Annotated in this window: 11 protein-coding genes; 6 read left to right on the top strand and 5 right to left on the bottom strand. The window is 71.8% G+C overall.

What is annotated here, in order from left to right; translation table 11 throughout:
* Positions 1–921: amidohydrolase family protein (locus NS354_RS02150; protein WP_058592960.1), on the bottom strand; the 921-nt coding region annotated here is incomplete at its 3' end.
* A 100-nt stretch (positions 922–1,021) separates the two neighbouring features.
* On the opposite strand from NS354_RS02150, the gene NS354_RS02145 reads away from it, so the two are divergent.
* From NS354_RS02145 to tagD, 4 genes are all read left to right on the top strand, one after another.
* Positions 1,022–1,705: a FadR/GntR family transcriptional regulator gene (locus tag NS354_RS02145; protein ID WP_058592959.1), complete on the top strand. Its 684-nt coding sequence runs from the start codon at positions 1,022–1,024 to the stop codon at positions 1,703–1,705.
* Positions 1,692–2,879, top strand: a complete 1,188-nt coding sequence (locus tag NS354_RS02140) for an MFS transporter (RefSeq protein WP_058592958.1) — start codon at positions 1,692–1,694, stop codon at positions 2,877–2,879. The genes NS354_RS02145 and NS354_RS02140 overlap by 14 nt, the downstream gene beginning before the upstream one ends.
* 59 nt (positions 2,880–2,938) lie before the next feature.
* Positions 2,939–3,154, top strand: coding sequence for an SCO4848 family membrane protein (locus NS354_RS02135; protein ID WP_058592975.1), 216 nt, complete (start codon positions 2,939–2,941; stop codon positions 3,152–3,154).
* Positions 3,155–3,240: 86 nt separating this feature from the next.
* The gene (gene tagD, locus NS354_RS02130; protein WP_058592957.1) at positions 3,241–3,639 is read left to right on the top strand and encodes a glycerol-3-phosphate cytidylyltransferase; all 399 of its coding nucleotides are present in this window, start codon (positions 3,241–3,243) and stop codon (positions 3,637–3,639) included.
* A 57-nt stretch (positions 3,640–3,696) separates the two neighbouring features.
* Here tagD and NS354_RS02125 read toward each other — a convergent pair whose 3' ends face one another.
* The 4 genes from NS354_RS02125 to NS354_RS02110 form a co-directional block, all read right to left on the bottom strand.
* Positions 3,697–6,960, bottom strand: a complete 3,264-nt coding sequence (locus NS354_RS02125; protein ID WP_193750685.1) for a M14 family zinc carboxypeptidase — start codon at positions 6,958–6,960, stop codon at positions 3,697–3,699.
* 139 nt (positions 6,961–7,099) lie between these two features.
* A complete protein-coding gene (locus tag NS354_RS02120) occupies positions 7,100–7,879 on the bottom strand; it encodes an amino acid ABC transporter ATP-binding protein (RefSeq protein ID WP_029608124.1) in 780 nt (259 codons plus the stop codon).
* Positions 7,876–8,904, bottom strand: a complete 1,029-nt coding sequence (locus NS354_RS02115; protein ID WP_058592955.1) for an amino acid ABC transporter permease — start codon at positions 8,902–8,904, stop codon at positions 7,876–7,878. Before NS354_RS02115 ends, NS354_RS02120 begins: the two co-directional genes overlap by 4 nt.
* An 11-nt stretch (positions 8,905–8,915) precedes the next feature.
* Entirely contained in the window at positions 8,916–9,815 is a 900-nt protein-coding gene (locus tag NS354_RS02110) for an ABC transporter substrate-binding protein (RefSeq protein ID WP_058592954.1), read from the bottom strand.
* A 282-nt stretch (positions 9,816–10,097) separates the two neighbouring features.
* Here NS354_RS02110 and NS354_RS13520 point away from each other — a divergent pair, with 282 nt between their 5' ends.
* Entirely contained in the window at positions 10,098–12,674 is a 2,577-nt protein-coding gene (locus NS354_RS13520) for a helix-turn-helix transcriptional regulator (protein WP_058592953.1), read from the top strand.
* A gap of 38 nt (positions 12,675–12,712) precedes the next feature.
* On the top strand, positions 12,713–13,621 hold the full coding sequence (locus NS354_RS02100) for an isoprenylcysteine carboxylmethyltransferase family protein (protein ID WP_082677852.1): 909 nt from the start codon (positions 12,713–12,715) through the stop codon (positions 13,619–13,621).
* Positions 13,622–13,624 lie beyond the last annotated feature (3 nt).

The raw sequence follows: 13,624 nt of genomic DNA, 5'->3' as shown, positions 1-13,624 counted from the left end.
GAGGCCGAGCATCGCGCCGCCCGCGGTCGAGGCGATGGTGAACGCGCGTTCGAGCTCCGCGTCGGTGATCGCGCCGGTGCGGTACGCGAGCAGGTGCGCCCGGTCGACCATGCTGCCCGTGCCGAAGGGGCTCCACGAGTCGCGCACGCCGTCGGAGCCGGCGACGAGGCGCACGCCGTGGCGCTCGAAGCGGTCGAGGTCGGGGACGGGATCGGGCCCGAGCGCGCAGGTGGCGATCCAGATGCCCGCTTCGGCGACGAGGTCGAGGGTCTGACCGAGGCTCGGCAGGCCGGTGTCGCAGAGGGCGAAGGCGTGGCCGATGGTGACGCGCCCCTGCCGCCCCGCCGCGATGGTGCGGCGGGCGATCTCGCGAATCTGCGCGAGCCCGTCCTCGCCGCCGTCGTGCAGGTGGATGTCGATGTCGCGGCCCGCCCGATCGGCGAGGCCGAACACGGCGTCGAGGTGCCCGTGCAGGTCGCCCTCGATGCCGCCCGGGTCGATGCCCCCGACGAGGTCGGCTCCCTCGGTGAGCGCGGCGGCCATCACGTCGAGGGTGCCGGGGTTCGTGAGCAGCCCGAACTGGGGGAACGCGACGATCTGCACGGTGAGGCCGGGGAGGCGCTCGGCCGCGGCCCGCACGCCCGCGACGTTCGCGACGCCGAGTTCGGAGGAGACGTCGACGTGGGCCCGCATTGCGAGCGTGCCGTTGGCGAGCGCGTGCGCGAGCAGCGCGTGGGCGCGATCCTCGACCCCGGTCGCGTACGAGAACTGCGCGGCCCGGTCGTTCTCGATGAGCTCGGCGAGCGTGCTCGCGGGGCGCCGCGACATCCACGGCCCGCCCCACGAGGTCTTGTCTGGGTGGATGTGGCCGTCGACGAGGCCGGGGGTGCGGAGTCGCGGGGTGTCGGGGGTCGCCGTCATTGGAGAACCTTTCGTGCGTCCGTACGGGTACGGGATGGCGCCGGTTAAACGTAAGACATATGATAACCATACAAGTACTCGAATCTGCAAGGATGGTGACGTGCGACAAATTCAGCGGCGCTCACTCGTCGACACGGTGGTCGACGAGTTGAAGCGCGAGATCAGCGAGGGCAGATGGGTGCTCGGCACCCGCATCCCCTCGGAGGCCGAGCTCACCGTCGTGCTCGGCGTCAGTCGCCCCTCGGTGCGCGAGGGCGTGCGCGCTCTCGTGCAGCTCGGACTCCTCGAGACCCGGCAGGGCGACGGCACGTATGTCATCGCGACCGACCCCACCCAGGTCGCGCTGCGGCGCGCCCTCCACTTCGCCGACAGCCGAGAGGTCATCCGCGTGCGGCGCGCCCTCGACGCCCTCGCCGCGGCGGAGGCGGCGACCTCGCGCACGGAGGAGGACGTCGCGCACCTCACCGCGCTGCTCGAGCAGCGCCAGGCCGCCGTCCGGGTGCGCGACTCGCAGGCGTTCACCGAGGCCGATGTCGCGTACCACCTCGGCATCGCCGCAGCCTCGGGCAACCGCCTGCTCTCCGACATCTACGCGAGCTTCGACACCTCCCTGCGGGAGTCGATCTCCGACGCGTCGTGCCTGGCAGCCGGCGGGGATCCCGACCCCACCGACCAGCACGAGACGCTGCTGCGCGCCATCGCCGACGGCGACGCCGAGCGCGCGCGCGACGCAGCACTCGGCGTGCTCGCCGAGCAGGAGCGTCTGCTCGATGAGCGGCCGTAGCCGCAGACCCGGGATCGCCGCAGGAGTACTCATCGTCGCCGTCGGGCTGAGCGTGCGCTACCCGATCACGAGCGTGTCGCCCCTGCTCGACGAGATCGGCGACGCCTACCGGCTCCCGCACACCGCGATCGCGGTGCTCGCCGCGATCCCCGTGCTGCTCTTCGGCCTCGCCGCGCCGCTCGCACCGGCCCTGGTGCGACGCCTCGGCCTCTCGCGGGCGATCGCCGTGCTGCTCGCCGTGCTCGCAGGCGCGACCCTGCTGCGCCCGCTGGCCCCCGCCCCGCTCTTCGCCGGCACCGTCGCGGTCGGCGCCGCCATCGCACTGCTCGGGATCCTGGCGCCGCAGATCATCCGACTCGCGCTCTCCGCGCGGGGCGGCTTCTGGACCGGCGTCTACACGACCTCGTTCGGCATCAGCGCCGCGGCCGGCGCCGCGCTCGCCGTTCCCCTCTTCCACGCCCTCGGCGAGCGCGTCGGCGCGGCGCTCGCCGCGTGGACCGTGCCGCTCCTCATCGCCTGCGCGCTCTCCCTCGTGTTCGGGCCGCGCATCGAGGGCGGCGACGGGGCCGGAACGATCCACTCGGACCGCCCGCGCGAGTCCGTCTTCCGGGCGCGCGGCCTCTGGCCCGTCACCGGGTTCTTCGGATGCCAGGCACTCATCTACTTCTCGCTCACCGCATGGCTGCCGACCATCGCCATCGACCGGGGCGCAGACCCGACGGAAGCGGGGCTCCTGCTCGCCTGGATGAGCATCGCCGGCCTTCCCGCGTCGCTCCTCGCCCCCAGTCTCGCCTCCCGCCCGCGCTGGCGCGCCGGCCTCATCATCGGCGCGGCCTCCCTCGCGGTCACGGGCCTCGTCGGTCTCGGCTTCGCCCCGGCCGCGCTGATGCCCGCGGCGGTCGCCATCCTCGGCGTCGCGCTGAGCGCCGCCTTCGGCCTGTCGATCGCGCTCATCGTGTTCACCTCCCCGAACGTGGCGCAGACCGCGGCGTTCTCGGCGATCAGCCAGGGCTTCGGCTACGCCGCCGCCGCGGTCGGTCCGCTCGCCCCGGGCCTCCTCGTCGAGGCCGGGGCGGGGTGGCCCGCGGTGCTCCTCATGCTCTCCGCCGTCGCCGTCTGCGAGCTCGCGTTCGGCCTCGCGAGCCTGCGCGCCTCCCGGCCCGCCGCGGCGTGATCGCGGTTCGCGGGCGCACCGCTGCGGCGGCGCCCGGGCGCATCTACACTGAACAGATGATGGTCGTCTTCGCCGGAATCCTGCTGCTCGTCAACGCCTTCTACAACGTGGTCGTCTGGCCGCGCTTCTGGTCGCGCATCTCGAAGGATCCGCGTGCGCGCGACGAGCAGGGGCGCGCCACCACCTTCCTCACGATGCACGCCGTGCTGATCGGCCTCGCCCTGCTCATCGCGATCGTCTCGGCGATCGCGGGCGTGTGGGTGCTGGTCGCCTGACGCCCGGCGCCGCGCGCCCGGCGCCTGAAACGGGCCGGGAGGGGCGGTCGCGGATTCCGCCTCGACGCGAACCGTACACTGGGAGGATGAAGCGGATCCTGACCTACGGCACGTTCGACCTGCTGCACTGGGGCCACATTCGACTCCTGCGACGCGCCCGCGCGCTCGGCGACTATCTCGTCGTCGCGGCATCGACGGAGGCGTTCAACGCCGGCAAGGGCAAGCAGACGTATCACGACTTCGAGACGCGCAAGAACATGCTCGAGGCGGTGCGCTACGTCGACCTCGTGATCCCCGAAGATGCCTGGGATCAGAAGATCCGCGACGTGCAGAAGTACGAGATCGACACCGTGGTGATGGGCGGCGACTGGGAGGGCGACCCGCGCTTCGAGATTCTTCGCGACTACTGCGAGGTCGTCTACCTCGATCGCACCGAGGGCGTCTCGACGACCAAGATCAAGAACGACCTCGGCGAGGGCGCGTAACACGACGAGCGGGGGTGGAAGCCCGGCTTCCACCCCCGCTCTGATCCTGCGAACCGATTACGCGGCAGTCTCCTGCGCGCTCTCCGATGCGAGACGCTTGCGACGCGCCATCAGCACGGCGCCTCCGCCGAGCGCGAGCAGCAGCGCGAGCGCGATGCCCGCGGTGAGCTCCATGCCGCCCGTGTTGCTGAGCTCGCCCTGACGCCCATCGGCGCCCCCGTTCGCCGCAGCGCCGTCGGCCGAGGCCGATCCGCCCGCGGCCGAGGAGGTGCCGTCGGCCGCGCCCGCGGCCGACCCGCTCGCGGTGCCGTCGGCGGCACCGGCCGCCGTGCCGTCAGCGGCGCCGGCCGCGTTCGCACCGGGGTCGCCGCCGGGAACCTCGGCCGCCACGGCGACCGTGTCGTCCCAGCCGATGAGCACCGTGCCCTCGGCCTGCGTCGCGGCGATGCGCAGCTCGCCGGGCTCGATGCCCTCGGGGAGCGCATCGACCGTGAGCGTGTTGCCGGTCACCGTGCCCATCGCGACGAGCGACTCCGCGGCGGCTCCGCCCGACGAGGCGGGAACGCCCTCGCCGAAGTAGCTGAGCGCCACCTCGGTGCCGTCCGCGACATCGGAGAAGGTCACGTCGAACGACGCGCCGATCTCGATCTCGGCGGGCACCTGCACGCCGCCCCGGGTGTCGTCGGTGAGGTGCTCCTCGCCGAGCTCCACCGGCACGGCCGTGCCCGGGTTCGCATTCACCTCGAACAGCGCCCGCGCGATCCACGGGTAGCTGCCCACGGGGTGGGTGCGGAAGTTCACCGAGGTGCCGAGCATGACGAGCTCGCTCCCCGACTCCGCGACGGCGGACACCGCGGACGCCTGGCCCGCGGCATCGGCGCGCGCGGTGCCCGCCGCCCCGTTGCTGCCGACATCGCGCCAGTGCCCCGAGACGAACAGGTTTTCCGCAGCGTAGCTCTGCTCGACCTCGGCGTTCTCGCCGAGAGCGGTGTACCACACCGCGGGCGTGACGAACGCGGTGTCCTGCGGGTACGTCGAGAGCAGGCCGCCCTCGGCGTTCTCCACACGGACGATGCCGTTGGAGCCGCTGGTCCCCGTCTTCGCGGTGACCTGGGTCAGCCCGAAGGCGTTCGCGAAGTTCGCGACGGCGGTGCCCCGGCCCGCGACGCCGTTGCCGGCGGCGATGAAGGCTGCCACGGCATCGGATCCGGCGGTCTGCGCCGGCGTGAACGCGAGGTTGCCGCCGACCCACAGCACGTCGACGCCGTCGAGCAGCGTCGGATCGGCCGTGAGCGACGCCGCGTCGACGCGCACCTGATCGGTGAAGCCGAGACGGCTCAGCGTCACCCGGTCGTCCTGCGCGCCCGAGTAGGCGACGCGCAGCGCCTTGAGCGGCGTGCTCGGCTCGGTGAGCAGGCGCACGCCCGTGGTCGCGGTGAACTGCACGCCGTACGTCTCCGCGACGGCCTGGGCGGCCGCGCGCGATGCCTCGTCGGCCCCGATGATGACCGAGCCGTCGGCGAACGACGAGACGGCGACGCCCTGCGCGAGCAGCACGTTGATCGCCTGGTACTCGGCCGCGCCCGGCGTCTCGAGCTCGAGGTAGCCGGCCTCCTCCGGCAGCACGCCGGTCGGCGCCGCCTCGGCGAGGAGTTCGAGGCCGACGCCGTCGAGCGACGCATCCTGCGATGCGCCCACGGCGAAGACGTCGGCGCCCCACAGCAGTGCGAGGCTCCACGCCGACATGTCGTACATGTCGGGCACGCGTTCCGAGATGTCGGAGCCGTCGGCGAGCAGCACGTTCGCCATGCCGCGGAGCGGCTGGTGCATGTCGACCACGTAGCTTCCGGCCGGGTACGTCGTGTCGCCCACGGTCAGCGGCGTGGTCGCGCGCGAGACCTCGACCCCGTTCGCGATCAGCTGGTCGACCAGCCGCGCGGCGTCGGTCACGGAGCGCTGCTGCTCCGTGTTCTCCGGGATCACGTAGGCGCGGGGGAACTCCGCCCCGTACACGTCCGTCTCGTCCCAGACGTCGATCCACTCGTGCGGAATGCCCGGGTAGTCGGCGGGGTTCGGATCGGCGGGGATGGTCTTGAGGGGCTCGCCCGCGTCGCCGCGACGGAAGATCTCCATCTGGTTCTGCAGCAGGGCCCCCGAGTTCTCGGCGAAGTAGGCGGTCGCGGACTCGACCGTCACCATGCCGACCTCGACGTTGACGCCCGTGCGGCGCTCGCGCTCCGCCTGGTCGGGGTTGCCGCCGCGGCCCAGGGGCAGCTCCACCGTGTTGGTGACGGCGCCCTGGTAGGCGAGGAACTGCGGCGTGAACAGCGGGGGCCAGTCATCCCACCCCGAGCGGATGTCGCGGTAGGGGATCAGGATCTTGCCCGTGTTCTCCGTCGTCGCGTTGCCCTGGGCGTCGGCGTAGGTGTTGCCCTCGATGTTCGCGCCGACCACGGCCTCCTCGATGGCGAGCGCCGCCGAGTAGGCGTGCGGCAGGAAGAGGTCGTACTCGTAGTTCTCGCCGTGCGGCGGGCCGCAGGGCTCGATCTGCAGCACGTCGGTGTAGCCGTGCAGGTCGACGTAGAAGGTCGGCTGGATGACGCCCGCGAGGTCGCGGATCACGCGCGACTCCGGCGTCGCGCCCGTGATCATGTCGCGGTTCGCGTCGAACCCCTCGGCGTTGGCGCGCGTGCCGTTGACGCGGCCGTCGGGGTTGTTGGTCACCGTGAAGTAGAACCGGTACTGCTCGAGCATGTCGACGATCGCCGGATCATCGGAGGTGGCGAGCTTCTCGATGTACTCGAGAATGATGTCGGCGCCCTCCCACTCGTTGCCGTGGATGTTGCCGTTGAACCAGATCGGCACCTTGTAGCCCTCGGTGAGGGCGGTGTCGGCGGCGGCGCCCGCCGGATCCTGCTTGATGCGCTCCTTCCAGGCGCGCTGCTGCGCGGTCTGCTCCGCCGTCTCGGGGGCGGTGACCGTGACGAGCTGGATGTCGCGCCCCTGCACGGAGCTGCCCACCACCTGGGCCGACACGCGGTCGCTCTCGGCCATCAGACCGTTCACCGTGCGCGCCACCTCCGCGTAGGGCACGGCGCCGCGGACGAGCGACTGATCGTTCGCGTCATCCGGCGACTCGGGGAGCGGGGTCTGCACCGGGTAGCTCGCCGGCCCCTGCACGCGGTCGGAGATCTCGTAGGTGATGGGGGTGGGCGCGTCGCCCGGTGCCGCAGTCGCCGCGGTGGGCATCGCCCCCGCGAACAACGCCGCGACCAGTGCCCCCGCACCGATCATGGCCGTTGATGACCGTTTCGTAACCATCGTTGCCTTTCTCTCAGTCCTCATTGACTCCGGCCGCACCGGGTTCGCACCCCGCACCGCCGGGTATTGCACACGTGGCGAGAGCCCGCTCGGGCCCTCGCCACGATCCTCCGCCGTCGTGGCGGAGAGGTTCAGACGTTCACAGCACCTTCGACAGGAAGGCCTTGGTGCGCTCGCGCTGCGGGTTCGACAGCACCTCTGCCGGGTCCCCCGATTCCACGACGACGCCGCCGTCCATGAAGACGAGCTTGTCGGCGACCTCGCGCGCGAAGCCCATCTCGTGCGTCACCACGATCATCGTCATGCCGCTCTCGGCGAGCCCCTTCATCACGTCGAGCACCTCGCCCACGAGCTCGGGGTCGAGCGCCGAGGTCGGCTCGTCGAACAGCATCAGCTTCGGCTCCATGGCGAGCGCACGCGCGATCGCGACGCGCTGCTGCTGCCCGCCGGAGAGGTGCGCCGGGTAGTAGTCGTGCCGCTCGGCCAGGCCGACGCGGGCGAGCAGCTCCATCGCGCGCGACTTCAGCTTCGCCTTGTCGCCCTTCTTCAGCAGCGTCGGGGCGACCATCACGTTCTCGAGCGCGGTCATGTGCGGGAAGAGGTTGAACCGCTGGAACACCATGCCGATGTCGCGGCGCTGCTCCGCGGCCTCGCGCGGATGCATCTCGTAGAGCTTGTCGCCCTTCTGACGGTAGCCGACGAGCTCGCCGTCGACGGAGAGCCGGCCGGCGTTGACGGTCTCGAGGTGGTTGATGCACCGCAGGAAGGTCGATTTGCCCGAGCCCGAGGGGCCGACGAGGCAGAGCACCTCGCCGCGCTGCACCTCGAGCGAGATCGACTTGAGCACGAGGTTCGAGCCGAAGGCCTTGGAGACGCCCTCCGCCCGCACCATGGGCGTATCGGTCGCGTGGACGTTCATGCGCCTCCCCCTCCGGGTCGATGGTGCGGTGGCACGATGCTCTCGCCGCCGCCGGCACCGGGGTAGGTCGGGTGCGCCGGATCCTCCACGCCGACGACGCCCACCGACTGGGTCTCGACCGTCGGCTTCATGACGTCGGGCCGCTGGAGCACGCCGCGCGCGAAGTGCCGTTCGAGGAAGTACTGGCCGACCATGAGGATCGAGGTGACGGCCAGGTACCAGATGGACGCCACGATCAGCATCGGCACCGGCTGGTACGTCACCGCCGAGATGTCGCGCGCGCGGCCGTAGAGGTCGAGCGTGAAGGGCACCGCCGTGACGAGCGAGGTCGTCTTCAGCATCGAGATGACCTCGTTGCCTGTGGGCGGGATGATGACGCGCATCGCCTGGGGCAGGATCACGCGGCTCATCGTGTGCCACCAGCCGAGCCCGAGCGCGGTGGCCGCCTCGTTCTGCCCCTTGTCGACCGACAGGAGACCCGCCCGCACGATCTCCGCCATGTACGCGGCCTCGTTGAGGGCCAGGCCGATGACGGCGAGCGTGAAGTAGCTCAGCAGGTCCTTGGTGTTGAGGGTGAAGGCGGCCTCGGTGAAGGGCACGCCCAGACTGATCGACTTGTAGATCGTGGGCACCAGGCCCCAGAAGACGAGCTGCACGTAGACCGGCGTGCCGCGGAAGAGCCACAGGAAGACCCAGGCGATCGACTTCACGACGGGGTTCGGCGACTGGCGCATCACCGCGATCGCGACGCCGAGCACCACGGCGATGATCATCGAGTAGACGGTGAGCTGCAGCGCGTAGCCCGCGCCGGAGACGATGCGCACGTCGAAGAGGTACTTGCCGACCTCGCCCCAGTTGAACACCGGGCGGTTGAAGGCGGCGTCGTAGATGAAGAGTGCGACGAGGAGCAGAAGCACCACGGCGAACACGGTGCGCCAGGGGTGGCGGAGCCGGATCGCCTCGATCGGCGCCGACTCCGGGTGCGAGGCGTCCGGCCCCGCACCCGAGGAGTGCGTATGCGTCATGATGTGCGCGACTACTCCGTGCCGGCGTTGATCTCGGCCTGCTCGACCGCGCCGTCCTCGATGCCCGCCTCGGTGAGGATGTCGAGGTACGTGCCGTCGTCGATGAGCGACTGCAGCGCCGCCTGCACGGCCTTCGTGGTCTCGCCGTCCTTCTGCGTCGCGAAGCCGTACGGGGCGGCGTCGAACACGTCGCCCACGGTCTCGAGCTGATCGCCCAGCTTCGCGACCGCGTCGCCGGTGACGGGGAGGTCGGCCGAGAATGCGTCGGCGCGGCCGTCGACCACGGCCTGCGTGACCTCGGGCTGACCGTCGAAGCGCAGGATCTCGATGGCCTCCTTGCCGGCGTCGGTGCAGGCCTTCGACTTCGCCGGCAGCTCATCGGTGTCCTGCACCGTGGTCGCCTGCACGGCGACCGTCAGCCCGCAGGCGTCGTCGGGGTCGACGTCGGACCCGCTGGCGGCGGCCCACTGCGTGCCCGCGTTCAGGAAGTCGACGAAGTCGACCGACTGCTGGCGCTCGACGTTGTCGGTGAAGGACGAGGAGCCCATGTCGAGCGCGCCCTCCTGGATGCGGGGGATGATGCTGTCGAAGCCGAGGATCTCCCACTTCGGCTCGAGCCCGAGCTTCGCGGCGATCGCCTCGGCGAGCGTGACGCCCCAGCCGACCGGGTTGCCGTCGGCGTCCTTGTACTCGTTCGGCGGGTACTCCGCGTCGGTGCCGATGCGCAGTTCGCCCGAGTCCTTGAGCTCCTGGGGCAGCAGCGCGACCGCGGCGTCGTCGGCCGTGATCTCGGTCGCCGGAGCGGCGTCGCCGGATCCCGCGCCTCCCTCGGACTCGGCGTTGTTCACGCAACCGGTGAGTGCGAGCACGGCCGCCGCGGCGAAGGCGGGAAGTGCGAAACGAATCTTCATTGATGTCTCCATGTTTCGGAAGGGACTGGGAGTCCGGTCTGAATCTCGCCCCCGAGCCTACTGCGCTCGCGTAACGGATCTGTGACAGAGTCTCTCCCCCGGTCCAGACAGCGGCTGTCGCCGCGGCCGGATCGCCGCAGCAATCCGCAGCTTCCCGGGCCCGCCGGGTGAGGTAACATTCCGGTTAAGCTGTGACCGGCTCGACCAGGAGCCGCTTGATTCGCGAAGCACCTCAGCCCGTGATCGCGGGAACGAACCGGGCTGAAGAAGTGGGGAATCTCAGTGCCGGGGGAGATGGTGGCCGAGAAGATCGGCGCGATCGCGACGCACGGTCACGTACGGCGCGACCACCTCGTGCACCGCCTCGCCCACGGTGGGCGCGTCGTCGTCATCACCGCGGAGCAGGGCGCGGGAAAGACCGACCTCATGTCGCAGTGGCTGTCGCAGCAGCGATCGAGCGCGTTCGCCTGGATCGCGCTCGACGCCGGAGCGGGCGACCCGCGCACGTTCTGGTCGCGCGTCATGCAGGCGATGAGCGCAGCACGGCCCGAGGCGTTCGCCGCACTCGAGCACGACTACGCGCACGGCCGCATCCCACCCGAGGAGGCGCTCCCCCGCATCACGTCGGCCTCGATGCGCGACCCGGAGCCGATGGTGCTCGTGATCGACGACCTGCACTTCGCCGCCGACGCGGTGCAGGATCAACTGGTGTCGCTGCTGCGCCGGTCGCCGAACCTGCAGCTGCTCGCGGCCTCGCGCACGCGCACGCGGTTCGAGGTTCCCGTCACCGCGGCCGGTCTCGCCGTGACCGCGCTGCACGCCGACGCGCTCGCGTTCACCGCGAACGAGATCGCGCAGGCAGCGGCCGTGCTCCCCTACCAGCTGTCGGAACCCGAGATCGCCGGTCTGCGCCGCACCACCCGGGGCCACCCGCTCGCGGTGCGGCTCGCGCTGTCGGTGATGGCGAACCTGTCGCGCGGCGGCACCCGCCGCCCGTCCGCGGACGAGGTGCAGCGCGGCGTCGAGAGCATGCTCGCCGGCTTCGTCCCCGAGTTCCCGTCGCCGCGCGACCACGAGCTCGCGCTCATCGCCTCCCTCGTGCCCGAGATCGACGGAGCGTTCGCCGAGCAGCTCGGCGGCGCGGCGTCATGGGCCGACTTCGAGCGCTTCGACACCCTCGGGTACGGGCGCCTCGCATCGCGGCACGGGCGCACGGTGTTCCGCCTCCAGACGCTCATCGCGGGAGCGCTCCGCCCGCGGGCGCTCGCCGAGCTCCCCGCCGAGCGCATCGCCGAGGTGCGACGTCTCGCCTTCGCCCACCTGTACGAGCACGCAGACCCGATCGACATCCTCGAACTGCTCATCGACGGGAACATGGACCGCGCCATCTTCCCGCACTTCGTGCGCAACTTCACGGAGATCAGCCTGAAGCGCTCGCGCGAACTCGTCGCGATCGCGGGGAGCATCTCCCCCGAACGGCAGCTGCGCGAGGGCACCATTCCGATCATGATCGCTGTGGCGCTCAGCGAGGACGCCCTCGTTCCGACGCCGCGCATGCGCGAACTGCTCGAGATCGGCATGCCGTCGCTCGAGCATCGGGCCGCCGAGGCGAGGGGCGCGGCGGGCAGCCTCCTCCTGCTCGCCCGCTTCGCCGGCCTCCGGGTGAGCCGCGCGTACGATGAGGCGGCGGAGGTGGGCGAGCAGTTCCTGCGGCAGAGCGCGCTCGCCTCCCCGAGTTGGCGGTCGGGCATGAGCGCCGCCCGCCTGCAGATCATCCTCACGGAGCTGCTCGCGGGGCGCGCGCAGCGCGTGCTCGACCTCGCCGAGGGGCTCGCCGACGACGCGCATCCGGGCCGCCAGGCCCACCTCCACGCCATACTCGCCTTCGCGCACGCCCGCATGGGCGACCTGCGGGCGTCGAAGCGAGAGCTCGCGGCCGTCGATCCCTCCCAGGCGGGATGGCTGGAGACGACGCACAGCATCGGCTGGCATCTCGCGACCGCGCTGCGCACGGCGAGCCTCGGACGGCACGACGATGCGTTCGCGGCGCTCGCGGCCGTCGCTCCGCGCATGGACGACTCGGAACTGTGGCCGGCGATCGTGTGGACGCGGGGCAAGGCGCGCCTGGTCGCCGATCAGGCCGCGCTCGGGCATCAGGAGCTCGAGGCGGCGCTCGCCGAACGCGAGCACCTGCCGGTCAGCGCGGGCTGGACGGAGGAGCTGCGCACGCTGCGCGGGGAGTTCCTGCTCGCGACGGGCGATCTGGTCGGCGCGCGCGCCGCGCTCGCCCACGACGGGAATGCGGCCTCGTCGCGCCTCGCCCGCGCGCGTCTCGCGATCCTCGCCTCCCGGCCGGACGAAGCCCTGGCGCTCCTCGACGCGCTCGATGCCGAGGCGCGCGACCCCCGCACCCCCGATGCGGGGCTCTTCCCCGCGCAGCTCGCCCAGCTGCAGCTGCTCCGCGCGGGCGCACTGGCGCGTCGGGGCGACACCGAGTGCGCCACCTCGCTCGCCACCCAGGCCTTCCTCGCCCTCGATCGCCTCGACAACCTGCTGCCGCTCCTCTGGATCCCGGCGGCGGAGCTCGCCCTCATCCGCTCCCTGGTGCCGCCGGACGTCTGGCGCATGCCCCCGGGAAGCCCGTTCGCCGGCGACGACGTCGTGCTCGAGCAGCTCTCGAAGCGCGAGGCGCTCGTGCTGCTCGAACTGGCCCGGGGCGGATCGATCGACGAGATCGCGGGCGACCTGCACGTGTCGTCGAACACGATCAAGACGCAGACCCGCAGCATCTACAAGAAGCTCAAGGTCTCGAGCCGCACGGAGGCGCTCGCGCGCGCCCGCCAGATGGGCCTGGTCTGAGCATTCGGAGCGGTGCCGCGGCCCGCGCGTACTTCGCGGTGCAGGCGGCGGCCGGTGCGCTCTGGTGGGTGGGCGTCTTCACGGCACCCGCGGTGCGGCTGGCCACACTGGGCGACCTCGACCCCGTGACCGTGGCCGCGTTCGATCTGCCCCTCTTCGTGGCGGCATCGCTGATCGTCGCGCTCGGCGGCCGCTGGGCGGCCTGGATCGCGGTGCCCTGGACGCTGCTCGTCGCTGTCGGCATGACCGGGTACGCGACCCTCACCGGGCTCGCGGGGTGGGGCGCGATCGCGATGCTGGCGGCGGCGGTCGGCAGCATCGGGGCGGCCGTGCTGCTGCGCTGCGGCCGCCTCCCGACCGAGCGGCTGCTCGTCGGCCCGTTCGCCTTCCGCGAGGCGGAGCGGGCACCCGAGCGCCGCAATGTCGCGCGCACGGCCCGGCAGCTGGTCGTGTTCTGGGTCGTCTTCCTCGGCGTGCTGCCGCTCGGCATCGCGATGCTGGAGGCGCGCTGGGGGGTGCGGGTCTCCCCTCCGGCGCCCCTCGCGTGGGGCGCGATCGGCGGCGTCTGCTTCACGGCGGCGAGCGCCCTCGGCATCTGGTCTGCGCTCGCCATGTCGACGCGCGGGGAGGGGACGCCGCTGCCCTCGGCTGCGGCGCGGCGCCTCGTGGTGGCCGGCCCGTACCGCTGGGTGCGCAATCCGATGGCGGTGGCGGGCATCGCGCAGGGCGTCGGCGTGGGGCTCCTGCTGGGCTCGTGGCTCGTTGTCGCGTACGCGCTCGCAGGGTCGCTCTTCTGGAACCGGGTGATCAGGCCGCACGAGGAGGCGGATCTGCGCGCGCGGTTCGGCGGGGAGTTCGATGCCTATGCGCGCGAGGTCGCGTGCTGGGTGCCGCGGATCCCGCGCCCTCGCGACGCGAAACTCCCGAGAGATGGTCGGACGTTGTGAAGG

Origin of the sequence: Leucobacter chromiiresistens (assembly GCF_001477055.1) — a bacterium.
Lineage (GTDB): Bacteria > Actinomycetota > Actinomycetes > Actinomycetales > Microbacteriaceae > Leucobacter > Leucobacter chromiiresistens_A.
The sequence above is the reverse complement of the archived record's forward strand: the minus strand, read 5'-3'. Positions and strand labels throughout refer to the sequence as shown.